This window comes from Luteibacter sahnii, from assembly GCF_034063545.1.
In the GTDB taxonomy this organism is placed as follows: domain Bacteria; phylum Pseudomonadota; class Gammaproteobacteria; order Xanthomonadales; family Rhodanobacteraceae; genus Luteibacter; species Luteibacter sahnii.
The window spans coordinates 948,820-965,811 of the sequence record NZ_JAQLOK010000002.1 but is presented as its reverse complement, the minus strand read 5'-3'; the positions used below and the strand labels follow the sequence as shown (position 1 = coordinate 965,811).

Genomic DNA, 16,992 nt, shown 5'->3' with positions numbered 1-16,992 from the left:
TGCAGAGGTAGGGCCGCAAGCGGGGTCGCTGGGCGGGTGGCATGGCGCGTCGCCTCCGTCGGGTAAAACCGGAAGCGTAAAAGCCTCCGGCCCGCACGGCATAGGGACGGTTTCTCAAAAGCCCCGAAGCCCTCGCGGGCTTGCGATAGCCATCACGTTGCGCGCGACACGCCGCCGATGCTGCCGTTTCCGTGTGTCCGCGGGATCAGGCCTTGCGTGTACGCAGCATCGTGATGATGCCTACGCCGACGAGAATGATCGCCATGCCGGCCAGGTCGAACGGCCCCACGTGTTCGCCCGCGATGGCCACGCCGAACAGCACCGCGACCGGTGGATTCACGTAGGCGTAACTCGTCGCCACTGCCGGTCGCACTTTCTTCAATACGTAGAGATAGGCGCTGAACGCGACGATCGAGCCGAACACGACCAGGTAAACGAGCGCCGCGGTGGCGCTCGCTTGCGGATGCGACGGCAGGCGCTCGCCGTGGAGCAGGGCGATGACGATGAGCGACACGCTCGCGCACAGCATCTGCGCGGCGGTATTCATCGGGCCGTTGGGCATGTCCTGGCGCTTCGACCACACCGAGCCGAAGGCCCAGGCCATCGCCGCGCCGATGAGCGCGAGGGCGCCGAGCGGCGATCCGGAGAGACCGGCGCCAAGGTTGAGCACCACCACGCCGACGAAGCCGAGCAGCAGGCCGGCGGTCTCCGTGCGCGAGGGCCATTCGCCGTTCATGCCCGCGAACACGGCCGCGAACAGCGGCATGCTCGCCACCGCCACGGCGGCGATGCCCGAACTGACGGTCTGTTCGGCGAAACACACCAGGCCATTGCCGCCGGCGAGCAGCAGCGTGCCGACAATGGCGGCGTTGCGCCATTGCCGGCGCGTGGGCAGGGCCACGCCGCGCAGGCGAAGCACGGCGAACAACAGCGTGCCCGCCACGGCAAAACGCATCGCCGCAAGCAGGAACGGCGGGTAGCTTGCCAGGGCGTAGCGGATCGCCAGATAGGTGGAGCCCCAGATGACGTACATCGCCAGCAGCGAGAGCGGCACCAGCCAGCGCGGATCGCCGGCAAGCGACACGGAGGCGGAAGACGGGGGGCAAGCGGCGTTCGACATCGGTCGGTCCAGGAGCAAGGGCGCACGCGTCATGCGTCGCGAACGGATCACGATAGCGCCCCACCGGGTGTGGCGGTAGCGAGCGCGGCGAGAGTCAGCCTTGAGCAGCGTTCATGGCGCGCTCGCCGGCCAGCAGTTCACGCTTGATGTCCACGCCCCAGCGCCAGCCGCCCAGGCTGCCGTCCTCGCGCACGATGCGATGGCAGGGCACCAGCAGCGCGAGGCGATTGCTGCCGCAGGCGCGGCCCACGGCGCGCGCGGCGCCAGGCATGCCGAGCGCCGCCGCGAGTTCGCCATAGCTCAGCGTCTGGCCCCGCGGGATGCGCGTCAGCGCGTCCCACACCCGCCACTGGAACGCGGTGGCGGCGACGTCCAGGGGCGGCACGGCGGGCGCGTCCGCCGTGCTCCAGCCCAGTTCGCGGGTGACGCGGGCGATCACTGCGTCGAGCCACTCCTCACGCCCCGCGTCGACGCGTTCGCGCTCGGCCAGCGGAAACTCGCCCGCGAGACGGGCTTCGAGCGCGGCATCGCTCTCGCCGAGGGTGACCGAGCAGATGCCACGCGCCGTGGTGGCGACAAGCAGGCGCCCCAGGGGCGTGCCGGTGGTGGTGTAGCGGATCGACGCCCCCGCGCCGCCCGCGCGATAGCTCGCCGGGGTCATGCCCAGTCGGCGATCGCTCTGTTCGTAGACGCGGCTGCCGGAACCGAACCCGGCGTCGTAGACGGCGTCGGTGACGGTGGCGCCTCGTTGCAGCGCGCCGCGAAGCTGATCGAAACGGCGGGCCCGCGCGTATTCGGCGGGGCTCATGCCGTAGCGTCGACGAAACGCGCGCTGCAGGTGGGTGGGGCTCAGCCCGGCGAGCGTCGCGAGGCTGGCGAGGTCATCGGGGCCGTCGTCACGCTCCAGGGCGGAGCGCACCCGCTCGAGCGCATCGTCGTGGTGATCGGGCATGGCGAGGGCGTTGGGCATGGGGGCCTCCGGCGATCGGGGAAGCCAGTGTCGGCGCGGCAACCGGTAGGCTGCCATCCGCTTCTTGCGATGTCAGTGGTGGACCGGGCGGCCCTGGCGAATCACCGTGAACTCGCCCTCGAGCACGTCAGGGCGGCGCGATTCGGCGGCGACCGGCCGCGGTGAACGGGCCAGCTTCCACTGGCGCAGGGCAAAAAACACCAGGCTGCCGGCCACGAGCACGCCCAGCACGACCACGCCGAACACGAGCAGCACCCCCAGCAGGGCCAGGCCGGCCAGCACGGAGAGGGCGCGCACCAGCGGGTTACGAGAGCGGCGGAGGGGCGGGAAGACGAAGGTCATGGGTTAAAAATCCGTATGGCACAATGACATGCGTGCCCCCTACCTTGGGGCATCCCCTCCCCACAGACAAGTGCCATGACGCCTGACGCCCTTCCCATCCTCTGCCGTCTCGATGCGATTCCCGACGGCAACGCCATCGAAGTCGAGGCGCTCGTCGACGGCGAGACGGAATCCCTGCTGGTGTACCGCGGGGGCGAGGAGGCGCGGGCCTATCTCAACGTGTGTCCGCATGCGGGCCGGCGCCTCGACTATGCACCGGGCAAGTTCCTGGTGCGCGGCGGCAAGGTCATCTGCGCGGCCCACGGGGCCACGTTCACGGCGGACGATGGGCTGTGCGAAGCGGGCCCCTGCAAGGGGCAGAGCCTGCGTGCGGTGGCGGTGACCGTGGTCGACGGCGACGTTCGCCTGACCTGAGAAAGATCTCGCCCGATCAGCGGTACATCAGGTTGATCGAGACCAGGGTCACTACGAGCACCAGCAGCGTGAGCGGCAGGCCGACGCGGAGGAAATCCTTCGCCCGGTAGCCGCCCGGGCCCGCCACCATCATCAGGGCGGGGTGGCCAGAGGGCAGGAGAAAGGTGTTCGACGACGATACGGCCACGATCAGCGCATACGCGGACGGGTTGCCGCCGGTACTCACCGCCACGCTTATGGCGATGGGCACCATCATCACGGTGGCGCCCACGTTGGACATCACCTGGGAAAACATCAGGGTGAGCACCGCGATGCACAGCTGCATCGTCCACTGCGGCGCGTGGCCCAGGATGGCCAGCACCTGCTGGGCGATCCACGAGGCGGTGCCGGTGGAATCCATCGACCAGCCCAGGGGAATCAGGCAGGCGGTGACGAAGATCGTCTTCCAGTTGATCGCCTTGTAGGCCTCGTCCATGTTGAGCACCCCGGTGAGCAGCATGCCCACCGCCCCGGTCATCATCGCCACCGAGAGGTCGAGGTGGGTGAAAAGGGCCAGGCACTTGGCCAGCACGAAGAAACCGACCGCCTGCCAGATCTTGCCGGGGCGCTGTTCTTCCTTGGGGATGTCGGTAACCACGACGATGTCGCGGTCTTCCTCGGCCAGCATCAGGTCGCGCCACTTGCTGTGCAGCACCAGCGTGTCGCCGGCGCGCAGGCTGACCGCGCGCACGTCTTCGCGAAACACGTCGTCGCCGCGGTTCACCGCCAGCACCGAGATGCCGAAGCGCTTGCGCAGGCGCAGGTCGCCCACCGTCTGCTTGATAAAGCGCGAACTGGGCGGCACCACCGCCTCGGAAATACCCGCCCGGGTCGTGTTGAACTGCTCGCCGAGCTGGCGCATGCGCATCGACACGCGGCACAGCTGGTTGTTGGCAAAGGCGTTGATGGCGTCGCGCGGCGCCAGCACGCCGAGTACGGTGCCCACCCAGACCATCTGGTCCGACGGCGGCGCCACGCGGCTCTCGGTGCCCGTCTTCATCGCCAGGATCAGCGGCGCGCCGTGCAACTGTTCGACCTCGCCGATGCTCATGCCCACCAGGGGGCTTTCGGCGGTGACGGTGAGTTCGGCGGTCTCGCCCGCGATCCCGTAGGTGTCGGCGAAGTAGCTCTCGGTGCGGCCCGGGGTGACCTTGAGGCGGTCGTCCTCGCGCTCGGGGAGCAGCTTGCGGGTGAAAGCCCAGAAGAAGCCCACGCCCAGCACGGCGAGGATCAGGCCCACGGGCGTCACGCTGAACAGGCCGAACTTCGGGATCGTGTGTGCGCCGGGCGGCAGGTTGCTGTTGGCGCTGGCGATGAGGTCGTTGAGCACGATCAGCGGGGAGTTCGCGATGAGCGTGGTGTTGGTCGCCGTGAGGATGCAGAACGCCATTGGCAGCAGCAGGCGCGACAGCGGCACGCCGGTGCGCGCCGAAAGGCGGCTGGTGACCGGAATCATCAGTGCGGCCAGGGCCTGGCTGGGGATCACCGCGCTGAACAGGCTGGTGACGCTGTTCACCACCACGCCCAGGCGCGATTCCATGCCGCGCGCCATCCGCATCACGAACGATGCCGTGAGGTTGAGCACGCCGGCGCGGTCCAGACCCGCGCCCATGATCATGATGGCGATGATCGCGATGACGGCGTTGCCGGCGAAGCCGTTGAACACCTGGTCGCCGGGGATCAGCCCGGTGAGGCCGATGGTGACCACCACCAGCAGGGCCACCATGTCGGCCCGGATCCACTCCAGAACGAGCATGAGCATGGTGAAGCCCACCAGGCCCAGCACGAGGATCATGTCAGGAGTGAGAGTCAGCACCCGGTAGCTATCCGATCCGGTCCGTTGGCGGCCAGGCCGATGCCAGGCGGCGATGAATGCCGCAAGAGTATACGCACCGGGGGTGGATGAGGGCTGAAGATGAACGGTCGCGAAGGGCGATCAGCCTCACGCGCCGTGCCATTCGTAGAGGAAGTCCCACACGCCATGGCCCAGGCGCATGCCGCGGCGCTCGAAATGGGTTTCCACCCGCCACGCCGGCCGCTCGGCCGACTGGCCCGGTCCGACGCGATTACGCCAGCCGGCGGCCGCTTCCATCGTCTCGCGCATGTGCTCGGCGTAGGGCTCCCAATCGGTGGCCAGGTGCAGGAGCCCGCCCGGCGCCATGCGTGAGGCGAGCAGGTCGACGAACGCCGGCTGCACGAGGCGGCGCTTGTTGTGGCGCTTCTTGTGCCAGGGATCGGGAAACCAGATGCGCACCTCGGCCAGGCTGCCCGGGGCGATCTCGTGCTCGAGCACCTCCACCGCGTCGTGCTTGTAGATACGCACGTTGCGGGCGTCGCGTGCGGCCAGCGCGTTCATCAGGCGGCCAACGCCGGGGCCGTGCACCTCCACGCCGACGTAGTCGCGGTCGAGGTCGTTCTCCGAGGCCCAGGCCAGTGCCTCGCCGTTGCCGAAGCCGATCTCCAGCACGCGCGGCGCCCGCCGGCCGAACGTGGCCTCGAGGTCGCGCGGCTGGCCGGCGTAGTCGAGGCCGAAGCGGGCCCAGTGATCGTCGAAGGCGCGCTGCTGGGCGGGCGTCATGCGACCCTCGCGCAGCACGAAACTGCGAATGCGGCGCTGGAACGTCGGGGTGTCGTCGTTGTGCGTCGTCATCGTCAACCGACCAGGCCGTCCACGGGGCTCGATGCCGAGGCGAAGCGTTTGCGCGGGATGCGTCCGGCGCGGAAGGCGGCGCGGCCGGCCTCCACGGCGAGCTTCATGGCGTGGGCCATCAGCACCGGGTCTTTCGCCCCGGCGATGGCGGTGTTCATCAGCACGCCGTCGCAGCCCAGTTCCATGGCGATCGCGGCGTCGGACGCGGTGCCGACGCCGGCGTCGACGATGACGGGCACCTTGGCGTTCTCGACGATCTCCATCAGGTTGTAGCGGTTCTGGATGCCCAGGCCCGATCCGATCGGCGCGGCCAGCGGCATGATCGCGGCGCAGCCGATCGCTTCCAGCCGGCGGGCGAGGATGGGGTCGTCGGAGGTGTAGACCATCACGTCGAAGCCGTCGGCCACGAGCTTTTCGGCGGCCGTGAGCGTCTGCACCACGTCGGGGTAGAGCGTGCGCTCGTCGCCCAGCACCTCGAGCTTCACCAGGTTGTGGCCGTCGAGCAGTTCGCGGGCGAGGCGGCAGGTGCGCACCGCGTCGTCCGCGGTGTAGCAGCCGGCGGTGTTCGGCAGCAGGGTGAATCGGCTCGGCGGCAGGGCGTCGAGCAGGTTGGGCTGGCTGGCGTCCTGGCCGATGTTCACCCGGCGGATGGCGAGGGTGACGATCTGTGCGCCGGCCGCGTCGGTGGCGCGACGGGTTTCGTCGAAGTCCTTGTATTTGCCGGTGCCCGTGAGCAGGCGGGACTGGAAGGTGCGGCCGGCGACGGTCAGGACGTCGTCGGTGGCAGGGGCGGTGGGATGCATGGGGAGTTCCGTCGAGGGCGCGGCGTCAGCCGCCGCCGATGGCGTGGACGATTTCCACCTTGTCGCCGTCGGCGAGCAGGTGCGTCGGGTGCTCGCTGCGCGGCACGATGTCGAGGTTCACCTCCACCGCGACCCGCTTGCCGGCGTAGCCGGCCGCGGCGAGCAGGGACGAGACGGAGGTGCCGGGCGCGCACTCGCGCGTTTCGCCGTTCAAGGTGATGTGCATCCGCCGATTGTAACGCGGGCGCCGATGCCCGCGACCGTCAACGGCCGTTCTGCAGCGGCGTCACCGGCGGGGGCGGCGTGCTGCCGCCGTGCCAGCCGCCGTGGTCATGACGGGGCGGCGGAGGTGGAGGCGCTACCGAGGTCCGGGCGTTCCCCGCCGGCGGGCCAAACCGGGTGCCGGGCGGCACGCGAACGGTCGCCGTGGTGCCCTGCGGGCGGTCGTGGCGCTCGTGACCGTGATCGTGCCAGGGGCGACCACGCTCGTCACCGTCGCGGCCCCTGTCGCCGTAGCCATAACCCGGCGGATAACCGCCGTAGACGTAGCCGCCGTTATACCCACCGTTGGCGTATCCCCCGTCCGGCGGGACGTCGTTGTCATCCGGCGGCGGTAGCGCGGGCGCGCCCGGGTAGAAGTGCGGTGGCTGGGGCAGGCTCCCCGTGCCGACGGTCTCCCGTCGTACCGGCACGGTGGGGCCGGCGATATAACTCACGCCGGGCTGCGGCATGTCCGCCGTGGACACGGTGCGCGACTGCGCCGTCGCCTGTCCCGCGACGCCTAGCCCCACGACGATGGAAAGCGTAAGCAACCCGCGCATGACGTGGCCCTCGATGAATTCCCGGCCCGATTATGCGCCGCGTCCCGCACGCGGGCGTGGACGTCGTCGGAGACGTTCAGTCGCCCGCCACCTTTCGCCGGCTGCCGCTGTCGTATTACCATCGGCAACCGACGCGGGTGTAGCTCAATGGTAGAGCTGTAGCTTCCCAAGCTACTGACGAGGGTTCGATTCCCTTCACCCGCTCCAGCTTCGGCTTTTTCGAAGCTAAGTGCTTTCTCTGCAACGTCTTTTTCGGCCGACGCAGCGAACCTGAAACGCCCTCCCGAGGTATCGTTTTAGGTATCGTTTTCCGTGCCAAAGCCACTTCTGCTCCATCGACCCGCTGGGCTCTATGTGCGCTTTCGCGTGCCAACGGACCTGCGTGACCGCGTGGGCTCCCGCTTCCTTGTGCGCCCACTCCGGCAGGCCCCCGGAGAGGCGGCCCGACTCGCCGCAGCCCTGCTGGATATGGCACTCTCCAACGCATTCAGGAGCATGCGACAGGGAGGGGGCGTGGTCGATATCGACAAGTTGCTCAAGGACGCGGAGAACGCGTTCCAACTGACCATCGGCGGGGTGCGGTTGCCCAATGGCGCGCATCTGACCAATGTGCGCATCGATACCCCGGAAGATGAGCGCCAGTTCCATGCGTTGATGGCCGCCGCTACTCCGACCAGCTCGAGCCAAGGCGCCAAGAAGGCCGTTGCGGTCGAGCGGCGCAAGGAAGACCTTCTCAGTGCGCTGTCGGCAACGCATCTCGCCGATTTGGAGCGCGCCGGCCGTGATAAGAAGACCGTGTTGGAAAGCCGGCATAGCCTGATGCTGCTGCGGGGCATCGTTGGGGACATTCCTACTGCCGACTTGACGAGCGACCACTGCCGGCAGTTCTTTGATGACGTGGCTTACTGGCCGCGCCACGCGACCAAGCGGCCTGAGTTTGCAAACTTGTCGGTGCGCGAGGCGCTTGCCAAAGCCAAGACGATGGCCGAGCCGCTACCGGCGGCGGCCACGCTCAACAAGCATCATCAGCGGCTGTCGACCTTCTTCAATTGGCTGAAGAAGAACAAGCATCTGACGGAAAACCCGTTGCACGGCTTGGTGCGTCAGGACAAGGATGACGCTGAAGAAGAGACGGGCCGCGCGTTTACCCAAGAGGAGTTGGATGCCATCTTTGAGCCGACGGCCTACGTGGCTTGGGCCGCGAAGTATCCGCACCGCTTTTGGGTTCCCATCTTGGCGCTCTGCTCGGGTGCACGCGTGACGGAGCTGAGTCAGCTTTACGTTGCCGATGTGGAAGTCATCAACGGCATTCCGGGCTATCACATCAATCGTCGCTTTCCAGGGCAGAAGCTCAAGAACAAGGCGTCCCGGCGCTTTGTGCCGCTCGCTCAGCCCGTTCTGGACGCCGGTTTCCTGCGCTTTGTCGAAGAGGCAAAGGCGCGTGGTCAGGTACGGCTGTTTCCGCAGCTTCCGAACAACGACGGCGGCGGCTTTGGCAAACAGATGAGCAAGCAGTTCTCGGCGTATCTGAAAAAGCGTGGCGTGACCGAGTCGGGTCTTGGTATGCACGCATTTCGGCACACGCTGGCGACAAGGTTGGCACGCGCCAAAGTGCCGCTGCAAACCATTGGGAAAATCACAGGCCACAAAGGCGAGCAAGGAACGCTAGGGAAGTTCTATATCGATGAGCCATCCCTTCAGGAGCGCGTAGAAGCGTTAGCTTGCTTCGATAGTGGCGGGCTTAGGCTGGGCGAGCTTAATTCTCTTTTTGAGCATAAGCTGGACATTGATAGTCAATGTGAGAATTAGCAAGGAGGGAGCTTCCGGTTCTCGATATGCTATAGCGGTTACAGTCTTCCATTTATTACGGAATTCACTATCAAGGGGGTACTACAGATGGATGCTAAAGGAAGGATGGTAAGCGCCTTGTCTGCGCTGGCGCAGAAGCAATGGGATTTGCGAAAGCGTCCACTTCTTTTGAGTGATGTTCCTCGGCTTCTAGCTGTCGACTATCCCGACATCAATCGGGAACAGGTGCTTGGCGATATGTCTCTCAAGAAATTTGTTAAGGAGACCGCCGAGAGTTCTTCTTACAAGGTGATTGAGCATCCAAATCAAAAGCCCAAGGTCGGAATTTTGCCTCCGTCGGCGTCTTACAAATTTCCAGCCGACGTCCAGGAGCATCATGTATCTCTTGAGCGCTCAGGTGAGCGTGAGAGGATGGTATTGGACTTCATCAAATTACTTGGTGACTTGCCAGCTGGAGAGCTGGAAAAGGTGGTCATTCCGGCATCGGTTCTTGTTAAGCTGCTGAAGTAATATGCGTATCCTGATTTGCGCAATTTCTCGAGACGCAAGATGGGCGGTGTTAAAACAAGAGCAGGAGCAGCTGATACCAGAAGATATTCGACGTAATAAAAAGATCATAGCCAATGAACCACTTTTTCACTTCGAATATTTGGATCCAGGCGAAGGCAAAGTTTATCTGCCGAACTATTTTTATCGCGCGACCGAGTACATGGACGCCGTATTAGTGCTGGCTGAGCAAACAGTGGCTCAGTGTGTGGCCGACATTGCCCCGTCATTGTTTATATGCAAGTTCGAGGAGATTTCTTTCAATTCGCAGTTCCGGAATGTTGTGAGCGGCCTATTGCGGCGAGGCTTATTAAACTTGTTCTTTGTTGTAGAAAGCATGGCTAGCTCTGATAACGAGCAGGCATTAAGTTTGCCAATTCGTAATTTTATTGCAGAAGAGTTGACGCGGCTCGTGGAACTTTGTCGTGAAGAAGGAGTGTCTCCGGAATTTCCCGACAAAGTTGGACCGCTTTTAAGAAAGCTAAAGCAGCGGAGAAAGCCACGGCGCACTAGCAATCGACCGGAGAAGCATTTCCATGATGACGAAGAACGAATGTTTCGGTTTGGATATGAGCAGCATTCAAAGCTAGAAAGCAAAACGCCTCACACGCGCGCTTGTTTGATGAACGGAAACTTCCGCTTCGGAAAGCGGATCGATGCTTCGCGACATTTCAATGTCACTGATGACGTTAAAGGTCAAAGCAAAATCTCCGGCCGCTTTGTAAACTGTCACGATGTGCTCGAAGACGTTGCTGCGACCACACATCTAAACATGTTTGCAAACGATTTTTTTGGAGGCACAAAATAGAAGCGGAGGGCAACTTACGTCACCCTCCGCCTTGATGCTTTATATTGTCTATCTAACCAGCTTACTGCGCCGCTGCCAGCAATAGACCAGATTGCATCTCTAGCTTGCGCCTGGAGCTTTCCAATCTATCGTACAGACACATGAGAACACGCCAACCCAGCCTCCAACAAGTTCCTTGGCAACCAAGTCGAACAGCACACGTTCCGGTAGATAAGTGTGGATAAATATAACATTTTTCTTGCTCGAGTCAAGTTTGAACAGGCTAAGCGAACCTAACAGTGAAGGGCGCGTCTCATCATTGTTCCAATGCGCCGCGAAGCCAGAGCAAAAGCCCGGCAACGCTGAGGCGTTCCCGGCGACGGCTTCCTCTGAAGTGTGAAACGCGGCATGTAAAGCAAACTTGACATGCTGGCTGCCAGTGGTTAACTGGCAGGGAGGGCGAGCACTGCCGCCCGCAGCTTTGCTTCAGGGCATGACGCCCGTCCCAGGTCAGGTGGCCCGGGCAATTCCACGGAGGACCTATGACGCACCACGCTCGCCCTCATCTCACGACCCACACGCGCAGCAAAGGGCACAGCGCCGTAGCCGGTGTGGCTTATCGCCTTGGGCTTCGCCTGCAGGACCGCCGCACCGGCGAATGGCACGACTATCGGAGGCGAGAAGCCGGCGCCGAAATCGTAGCGACTCTGACCGTCGCGCCCGTTGGTGCCCCGGCCTGGGTCTTGGACCCGCAGACCGCATGGACCGAAGTCGAGGCCGCGGAGCGGCGCAAAGACAGTCAGCTGGCCCACGATTTCAGGCTTCCCATTCCGTTCGGGGTGTCGGATGCGGATGCGTTGGCGATGGCGCGGCGGGTGGCGCAGCGCATCTGCGATGACCTCCACACATTCGTATCCATCGGACTGCATCGAGATTCGACCGTAGACGCTATGGGAATCGCGAAGCCACATGACCGCGTGGGGATTCACGCGCATCTGTACTTTCCCACGCGTCGTTTGGTGTTCCAGGCGGATGCTTCCAGCGGCGATGGCAACAGCGAAGGCGAGACCGGCGAGGGCACATGGGTGCTCGGGGATAAGCTTCGGGTGCTGTCCACCAAAGCAACAGCAGCCGCGTGCATCGAGCGCTTCAACGCAGCTTGGGCAGAAGCTGCAAATGAGTTCGCCGCAGCAGCCGGGCAGGTGCCAGACTTTTCCCATCTGAGCTACGCACGATTGGGACTTTCAAAGATTCCTCAACTGACGTTAGGTGCGGCAGCGACGGCAATGGAACGCCGAGGCGAACGCAGTTGGAAAGGTGACCTCGCTCGTGCTGGCGCTCCCTCACCAGCGGCAACTGTCGTCCCATCTCCGACCGCGGGGGCCGTCGAACGCTTAGCAGCCAGGCGGGCGGCTGCGTCGCCCGGTACGCGGGCGTGGCTCAATCCAGCCGAGCCCATTGTGATGCGTCCGCATTCTCCCAGCGAATCGAAAGCCGTGGAGTTCTCCGCCAACGGGCTAGCAGCCCGGTTCTTCGCCGAGCTGGACCGCAAACCCGATTTGCCACGGCCTACGCCGGAGCAACGCACGGACCTCATTGGATGGTTGAACCGCATCGAAAAGACGCTTCGAACGTTGGCCCGCGCGGTGGCGCGATTGTTGAGCCTAAAAGACAATCGCAATCGCGACGATGTGGCGCGGGCGACCTTCGCCGTCGAATTGGATGACCGCCGTCGCCGACGCGAGGAAGCCCGGCAGGCGGTCGCCGCGTGGCTAGCTTCCCATCCGTGGCGGCTTCGCCTGGTGCAGACGGTGAGCGCCAGCCATCGGAAGCCGGGAGCCCTGGTCGAACGAGAAGGCAGGGTGGCGGCCATCCATCGCGAAGTGCAACAACTCAAGCGTGGCGCGGATGATGCCGTGGGCCGCGTTGCGGAATGGGACGCACGCATAGCCTTGGCCGCAGAGGAACTGGATACCGCGCAAGCAGGGCTGACCGCGGCCGCGCAGCGGGTGTGCGGTTTGGACCCGCTTTACGGGATGGTGCTACTCAGCGTAGCTGAGCCTGAGCACCTCCCTCGGTTGAGTCTGACAATACCCGAGACGCCTGCGGGACCCACATCGGAAGACGGGATGACCGCTCCTTTGAAAGCTGGGGAATCACTGGCCCTGAGGCCGAGTGAGCTGCACCGTCCGCGGCCGGCCATCTGAACCCATGTGGGTCACCGTCGGGCAACCGGTCCCCGTTTGCCCGACGCCGACCTTTGTGGAAATCGCAAATAGGAAGATATGTAGTTCAAGTAAAAAAGCTGTCTGAAGACCGCTGATGGCAATGTTTCTGAACTAGCCCGGCAGTTGATGCCGCCTGGCTAGGCTAGCTCACCGTCGGTAACATTACTCTCGCGAAAGCTTGGCACACATCTTGGGCGCTTACGAAAAGGAAACAATATGAGTGATGACGCGTATGTATGGTGGAAAGTAGTAGCCACAAGCGCCGTTGCAAGCACGATAGTAAATTTTATTGCTAATGCCGCCATCAAGCGGTGGGATAATTGGAGGGAAGATAAAAAGGAGACGGCAAGACGCGATGTAGTCTACTTGGATATCGCTCTCCAGCTTGAGGATTTCGCTTTTCGTGCAGCAAATCTTATTGAAGGCATCAAAGACGGTATCGCTCAATATCGCGCTGAGCAGGATGATCGCCATCTGCAAGCACTCCAAGAAATCGCCTTTAATTTTGACGCGAGCACCGAGTGGGATAGGGTTCCTGCCGAAGTCGCTGTTCGTGCTAAAACATTTCCTCGAAACCTTGAGCGGTCACGTGACTTCATATTCTTTGCGTGGCGTCACTGGGCCGAACTCGACGATGCGTGGGAGTACGATGCCGAGCGTCTCGCGTTCTATGGCTTAGGGGCAATAAAATTCGCGGCTGATATTCGGAGGGAGATGAAAGTCAACGACGACCATTTCGTCCTAAAGCTAGCGAAGATATTTGAAGACCATATCGATGCACGTCGACAATTCTTCGTTCAATCACGCAGCGAGGATAGCGTCATACCTGAGTTGGCCGAGCAATTCAAAAAGGAGGGATTGTCAGTTCTTCCTTCGTCGCCGCTTTGAGGTTAAATGACTGCCTATAACTGAGTTGTTGTTGAGCTTGACTCTTTTGAATGCGGCGGCTCTTCTGCGTCAGGTTGACTGTCGCTGGCATGGCTACGGCGCGGTAACCACAGCTAGGTAAGGCCCGAATTGACCTGGTGAGTAGGGAACGACATCCAGCTCGGGAAACAACAGCTTTTCGAGCGCCTGCTTGCATTCGAGCAGCGAGCCACGCGCGATGTAGCGGGCTTCATCGATGCCCCGCCCATCAGCATGCCCGTTGATGGTGCGCCGAATGCTGGTTGGTATGCCGCACCGCTCCGCGAGGCTCGTCAGCGTGTGGCGAAAACAATGAAAGGTCTTCTTGCGGTCCGTGATGCCACAGAGCTTACGCAGGTGGTCGCGGTTGAACCATCGGGTGATGGCCCGGCCTGGACCGCCTTCCTTCCAAGGCAGGCCAGGAAACAGGTGGGCTGAACCGGCCGCGCGCACTTCATCGACGTAGCACAGAAAGCCGGCATCAATGAGCTTCGAGTGAATCGGAACGCGGCGGCATGAATGCTTGGTTTTCAGCTGCTGCCCCTTTCGAAATGGGGTGACATCAAAGTAGTGGATGCGATGCACGTGGTCGGCCTCGTCCATGACATCCTCCGATTTAATGTCGGCGACATGCAGTTGGGCAATTTCGTTGACCCGCATGCCGCTATACATGGCAATCATCGGTACCCAATACTTGTGTGGTTCCGCATGAGCGAGTTGGCGCACGGGGTCAAACAGGGCGCGAAGGTCTTGGACCGAGAACGGGCTTTTCTTCCGCGGCACATCTTCTTTGTATCGGGTCAGCTGGACGACACGGAAAGGGTTCTGGTCGATGGCTTTCAGCTCAACGCACCAGTGAAAAAATGCGTTGATGCACAGGATGTGTTTGCGCTGCGTGCCCTTTTGAAGCGGCTGGGGATGTTCCTTCTGCGCTTTGGCGACGACGGAACGCGCCGGGATGTCCTTGTAGTCCGGCAAGTTGTGCAAATAGGCCGGCCAGACCTCGAGCGCTCGCGCCACGCTGTTCGCGTCGTCGACGGTAATGCGATTGAGCGGCTTGTCGCCCACCAGGTCCTCCACCAGTTTGAGCACATACACTTGCTGGCGGTAACCCGATGCCTTGGGATGCTTCCGATTGCGGGCTAGATTGGTTAGGTAGAGGTCTCGAAACTCGCTGAAGAGCGTCGGCTCGGCCGACGCTGGCAGAGTATTGGCGTCCAGGGCCGACACATCCGGTGTGGGCGCTGCGGCAGCCGGAACGGATCCCTCGTATGCCGTGACTGTGGTGGGCGCCACGGTGAGAGGTCCGGCGATGTCGGCCACGATATCTGGGGAGGGAGAAGACTCTGGAGACACTTGGGCGGGGAGTAGCAGGTGAAACCGCTCAAGCAGCTCCATGACCATCCGGTGTCCGTCGCTACAGGTCGCAGAGAAGCGGGCACCCTGGACCACCACCTGATACAGGCATTGGCCGGCTGCTGCTTCCATTCCCATCTCACCGAGCATTGCTGACGTCCTGAATTAATCGGACGCCCCTTTTATGCCCGGTCGCGAGCCTGTCAACCACGGTTTGGCGTCGATCGGTAAACTTTTTTTCGACCTCTGGAGGCGTTGTGCGCCAACGGTCACGACTCCGCTTGATCACAGTCATTCTCATTTAGAACTGTGAGCCGCGTCGTCCTTCGCTACCTTGACAACAAATCCGGCTATGAGAGGGTCAACCCCTCTGCCTGGAGCTATGCGTTGCCGCCTCTTTTCGCCCCTGCTTTTCCTTTCTCGGTCGATTTTCGAATTTTCGAGGTAGGGGCACTCTGGCAGGGTGTACAGGGGAATTGTATTAAAGGCAAACATTTTCCTTATGTAAGAGCTGCTTAGCTCAAGTCGACCCCAGGCCAACACTGAGTGTTAGGGTCAAGTCCGGATTGCGTAAGCGCGGCCCAGGCCTAGCCATCCGCCCGTCAGCGGTGACCTTCGATTAAAGGGGCGGGGTAGGGAACTTGTACTGACCACCTGAGTCGGCGATACTTCCGCCCAAGACGGGAGGAAATGAGTTGCGCCTGATTGGGAAATCTAAGTTAATGCGCGCAGTCGAACTGCATCCGACCGCCCGGCTGTGGGTCAACAGCTGGACGGCGGAGGTCGCTCAGGCCCAGTGGAAGCATCCCACCGAGGTGCGTGCGCAGTTTCCGCGAGTGCAGGTGCGGCCGTCCGGCGCTTTTGCCTTCCCTGTCGCCGATACCGGTAGCACTCTCGTCTTATCCATCGCCTTCCCCGTAGGTGTCGCAGTCATCGAAGAATTTATCAATCGGGACGGTCCGTATGGTCGCTAGTCGCCAACACCTCGCTGCCCCAAGGGTCATCCGAACCGAGGAGCAGAATGAAGCCTATCTCGCTGAAATCATGCAGCTCATTGCCAAAGGCAGCAGTCTTGATGCGGAGGAAAACGAGCGTTTAGAACTTTTGTCGGTGCTGGTGGAGGCCTATGAGGCCACGCGTTTCACGTTCGAACCGCCGGACGCCATCGATGCCATCCAGTTTCGGATGCAGGAGCGGGGTCTGAAGAAGGCCGACCTTATTCCCTATTTCGGCACGAGCAGCCGCGTTTCTGAGGTGCTTGGGCGAAAACGCCCGCTTACCCTTCCAATGATTCGCGAATTGTCCCGCGGCCTGGGCATCTCGGCGGAAACGTTGCTTGGCTTAGCAGAACCGACGACGAAGCCCTCGCCGGATGACCTCGACTGGTCCCTGTTTCCGGCCAAGGAAATGAGTCGGCGGGGTTGGTTACAGTCACTGGGCGACAAGGCGTCGGGTGCTATGGAACAAGCGGTCCGTAGTTTCATCACTGACGCGGGCCTTCAATTCGGCGCTGCGGCATTCCGGCGGACGATTGCTGGTGAGGCACAGTCTCCCGCTACTCGTTATTCGTTGTATGCATGGCTAGCGCAGGTCGTCCAGCGCGCGCGGGTGCTGAAAAAGCAAACCAAGATTGCGCACTACGACCACAGCGTGATGTCGGCCGCTTTCTTGAAGGAGCTGGCTCAGTTGAGCTGGTCGGAGCAAGGTCCGTCGTTGGCCGTCGAGTTCTTAAATAGCCACGGCATTGCCGTGGTCATCGAAGAGCATTTGAAAGGAACGCAGCTGGACGGTGCAGCGCTCCGTGACTTGGACGGGACACCCATTGTTGCCCTGACGCTTCGTTACGACCGAATCGATAATTTCTGGTTCACTTTGTTGCATGAAGTGGCACATCTTTGGAAGCACGTAGGTGACCACGAAGCGTTTTTGGATGACCTGGACGCGTCTTCTGAAGACCGACGTGAAGCCGAGGCAAATCGTCTTGCTCGTGAGGCGTTCATTCCTCGACTGATTTGGAAGCGTAGCCCGGCGTATCTTTCGCCCAGCCGGGAAACGGTGTTGAAGCTCTCGCATGAACTTCGAATCCATCCGGCAATCATCGCCGGACGCCTAAGACGAGAGACAGGAAATTACAAAATCCTGGGTGATTTGTTAGGACAAGGTGCTGTTCGACGGGTTCTCTCTCATCAGGCTTAAGAGGT

At 62.3% G+C, this 16,992-nt stretch carries 17 protein-coding genes and 1 tRNA gene; 9 read left to right on the top strand and 9 right to left on the bottom strand.

What is annotated here, in order from left to right; all coding sequences use genetic code 11:
* Positions 1-205: 205 nt before the first annotated feature.
* From yedA to PI246_RS09655, 3 genes are all read right to left on the bottom strand, one after another.
* Positions 206-1,120 (bottom strand): drug/metabolite exporter YedA, encoded by a 915-nt coding sequence (gene yedA / locus PI246_RS09665; protein WP_320551046.1) that lies wholly within the window; start codon positions 1,118-1,120, stop codon positions 206-208.
* A 94-nt stretch (positions 1,121-1,214) separates the two neighbouring features.
* The gene (locus tag PI246_RS09660; RefSeq protein ID WP_320551045.1) at positions 1,215-2,090 is read right to left on the bottom strand and encodes a methylated-DNA--[protein]-cysteine S-methyltransferase; all 876 of its coding nucleotides are present in this window, start codon (positions 2,088-2,090) and stop codon (positions 1,215-1,217) included.
* A gap of 72 nt (positions 2,091-2,162) precedes the next feature.
* Positions 2,163-2,432, bottom strand: a complete 270-nt coding sequence (locus PI246_RS09655; protein ID WP_320551044.1) for a hypothetical protein — start codon at positions 2,430-2,432, stop codon at positions 2,163-2,165.
* 75 nt (positions 2,433-2,507) lie between these two features.
* Between PI246_RS09655 and PI246_RS09650 the strand changes: the two genes are divergently transcribed.
* Positions 2,508-2,846 (top strand): Rieske (2Fe-2S) protein, encoded by a 339-nt coding sequence (locus PI246_RS09650; RefSeq protein WP_320551043.1) that lies wholly within the window; start codon positions 2,508-2,510, stop codon positions 2,844-2,846.
* A 16-nt stretch (positions 2,847-2,862) separates the two neighbouring features.
* Here the strand turns inward: PI246_RS09650 and PI246_RS09645 are convergent, their stop codons facing one another.
* The 5 genes from PI246_RS09645 to PI246_RS09625 all read right to left on the bottom strand — a co-directional run bounded on the left by PI246_RS09645 (position 2,863) and on the right by PI246_RS09625 (position 7,159).
* Positions 2,863-4,680 carry an SLC13 family permease gene (locus PI246_RS09645; RefSeq protein ID WP_320551228.1) on the bottom strand — a complete coding sequence of 606 codons (1,818 nt, stop codon included), beginning with the start codon at positions 4,678-4,680 and terminating at the stop codon, positions 2,863-2,865.
* A gap of 147 nt (positions 4,681-4,827) precedes the next feature.
* The gene (trmB, locus tag PI246_RS09640; RefSeq protein WP_320551042.1) at positions 4,828-5,535 is read right to left on the bottom strand and encodes a tRNA (guanosine(46)-N7)-methyltransferase TrmB; all 708 of its coding nucleotides are present in this window, start codon (positions 5,533-5,535) and stop codon (positions 4,828-4,830) included.
* A 2-nt stretch (positions 5,536-5,537) separates the two neighbouring features.
* Positions 5,538-6,338: a thiazole synthase gene (locus PI246_RS09635; protein ID WP_320551041.1), complete on the bottom strand. Its 801-nt coding sequence runs from the start codon at positions 6,336-6,338 to the stop codon at positions 5,538-5,540.
* A gap of 25 nt (positions 6,339-6,363) precedes the next feature.
* Positions 6,364-6,564 carry a sulfur carrier protein ThiS gene (gene thiS, locus PI246_RS09630; protein WP_320551040.1) on the bottom strand — a complete coding sequence of 67 codons (201 nt, stop codon included), beginning with the start codon at positions 6,562-6,564 and terminating at the stop codon, positions 6,364-6,366.
* A 37-nt stretch (positions 6,565-6,601) separates the two neighbouring features.
* Positions 6,602-7,159 (bottom strand): hypothetical protein, encoded by a 558-nt coding sequence (locus PI246_RS09625; protein ID WP_320551039.1) that lies wholly within the window; start codon positions 7,157-7,159, stop codon positions 6,602-6,604.
* A gap of 133 nt (positions 7,160-7,292) precedes the next feature.
* Here PI246_RS09625 and PI246_RS09620 point away from each other — a divergent pair.
* The 6 genes from PI246_RS09620 to PI246_RS09590 all read left to right on the top strand — a co-directional run bounded on the left by PI246_RS09620 (position 7,293) and on the right by PI246_RS09590 (position 13,417).
* A tRNA-Gly gene (locus tag PI246_RS09620) sits at positions 7,293-7,366 on the top strand.
* A 105-nt stretch (positions 7,367-7,471) separates the two neighbouring features.
* Entirely contained in the window at positions 7,472-8,968 is a 1,497-nt protein-coding gene (locus PI246_RS09610) for a site-specific integrase (RefSeq protein WP_407069797.1), read from the top strand.
* Positions 8,969-9,055: 87 nt separating this feature from the next.
* Complete coding sequence (locus PI246_RS09605; RefSeq protein WP_320551038.1) at positions 9,056-9,478, top strand: hypothetical protein; 423 nt, start codon at positions 9,056-9,058, stop codon at positions 9,476-9,478.
* A gap of 1 nt (position 9,479) precedes the next feature.
* The gene (locus PI246_RS09600; protein ID WP_320551037.1) at positions 9,480-10,322 is read left to right on the top strand and encodes a hypothetical protein; all 843 of its coding nucleotides are present in this window, start codon (positions 9,480-9,482) and stop codon (positions 10,320-10,322) included.
* 521 nt (positions 10,323-10,843) lie between these two features.
* Positions 10,844-12,508, top strand: a complete 1,665-nt coding sequence (locus PI246_RS09595) for a MobA/MobL family protein (RefSeq protein ID WP_320551036.1) — start codon at positions 10,844-10,846, stop codon at positions 12,506-12,508.
* A 237-nt stretch (positions 12,509-12,745) separates the two neighbouring features.
* Positions 12,746-13,417: a hypothetical protein gene (locus PI246_RS09590; RefSeq protein WP_320551035.1), complete on the top strand. Its 672-nt coding sequence runs from the start codon at positions 12,746-12,748 to the stop codon at positions 13,415-13,417.
* A gap of 93 nt (positions 13,418-13,510) precedes the next feature.
* Here the strand turns inward: PI246_RS09590 and PI246_RS09585 are convergent, their stop codons facing one another.
* The gene (locus PI246_RS09585) at positions 13,511-14,941 is read right to left on the bottom strand and encodes a site-specific integrase (RefSeq protein ID WP_320551034.1); all 1,431 of its coding nucleotides are present in this window, start codon (positions 14,939-14,941) and stop codon (positions 13,511-13,513) included.
* Positions 14,942-15,513: 572 nt separating this feature from the next.
* Here PI246_RS09585 and PI246_RS18485 point away from each other — a divergent pair.
* Both PI246_RS18485 and PI246_RS09580 read left to right on the top strand, forming a co-directional pair.
* Positions 15,514-15,765 carry a type II toxin-antitoxin system HigB family toxin gene (locus PI246_RS18485; protein WP_369335409.1) on the top strand — a complete coding sequence of 84 codons (252 nt, stop codon included), beginning with the start codon at positions 15,514-15,516 and terminating at the stop codon, positions 15,763-15,765.
* On the top strand, positions 15,755-16,987 hold the full coding sequence (locus PI246_RS09580; RefSeq protein ID WP_320551033.1) for an ImmA/IrrE family metallo-endopeptidase: 1,233 nt from the start codon (positions 15,755-15,757) through the stop codon (positions 16,985-16,987). Before PI246_RS18485 ends, PI246_RS09580 begins: the two co-directional genes overlap by 11 nt.
* Positions 16,988-16,992: the final 5 nt, after the last annotated feature.

What these genes read in the sequence shown, in the direction of transcription:
- PI246_RS09590 (WP_320551035.1), top strand. Translation starts at nt 12,746, where the DNA reads ATGAGTGATGACGCGTATGTATGGTGGAAAGTAGTAGCCACAAGCGCC.
- PI246_RS09650 (WP_320551043.1), top strand. Translation starts at nt 2,508, where the DNA reads ATGACGCCTGACGCCCTTCCCATCCTCTGCCGTCTCGATGCGATTCCC.
- PI246_RS09600 (WP_320551037.1), top strand. Translation starts at nt 9,480, where the DNA reads ATGCGTATCCTGATTTGCGCAATTTCTCGAGACGCAAGATGGGCGGTG.
- thiS (WP_320551040.1), bottom strand. Translation starts at nt 6,564, where the DNA reads ATGCACATCACCTTGAACGGCGAAACGCGCGAGTGCGCGCCCGGCACC.
- PI246_RS09660 (WP_320551045.1), bottom strand. Translation starts at nt 2,090, where the DNA reads ATGCCCAACGCCCTCGCCATGCCCGATCACCACGACGATGCGCTCGAG.
- trmB (WP_320551042.1), bottom strand. Translation starts at nt 5,535, where the DNA reads ATGACGACGCACAACGACGACACCCCGACGTTCCAGCGCCGCATTCGC.
- PI246_RS09625 (WP_320551039.1), bottom strand. Translation starts at nt 7,159, where the DNA reads ATGCGCGGGTTGCTTACGCTTTCCATCGTCGTGGGGCTAGGCGTCGCG.
- PI246_RS09645 (WP_320551228.1), bottom strand. Translation starts at nt 4,680, where the DNA reads ATGATCCTCGTGCTGGGCCTGGTGGGCTTCACCATGCTCATGCTCGTT.
- PI246_RS09635 (WP_320551041.1), bottom strand. Translation starts at nt 6,338, where the DNA reads ATGCATCCCACCGCCCCTGCCACCGACGACGTCCTGACCGTCGCCGGC.
- yedA (WP_320551046.1), bottom strand. Translation starts at nt 1,120, where the DNA reads ATGTCGAACGCCGCTTGCCCCCCGTCTTCCGCCTCCGTGTCGCTTGCC.
- PI246_RS09595 (WP_320551036.1), top strand. Translation starts at nt 10,844, where the DNA reads ATGACGCACCACGCTCGCCCTCATCTCACGACCCACACGCGCAGCAAA.
- PI246_RS18485 (WP_369335409.1), top strand. Translation starts at nt 15,514, where the DNA reads ATGCGCGCAGTCGAACTGCATCCGACCGCCCGGCTGTGGGTCAACAGC.
- PI246_RS09585 (WP_320551034.1), bottom strand. Translation starts at nt 14,941, where the DNA reads ATGCTCGGTGAGATGGGAATGGAAGCAGCAGCCGGCCAATGCCTGTAT.
- PI246_RS09580 (WP_320551033.1), top strand. Translation starts at nt 15,755, where the DNA reads ATGGTCGCTAGTCGCCAACACCTCGCTGCCCCAAGGGTCATCCGAACC.
- PI246_RS09655 (WP_320551044.1), bottom strand. Translation starts at nt 2,432, where the DNA reads ATGACCTTCGTCTTCCCGCCCCTCCGCCGCTCTCGTAACCCGCTGGTG.
- PI246_RS09605 (WP_320551038.1), top strand. Translation starts at nt 9,056, where the DNA reads ATGGATGCTAAAGGAAGGATGGTAAGCGCCTTGTCTGCGCTGGCGCAG.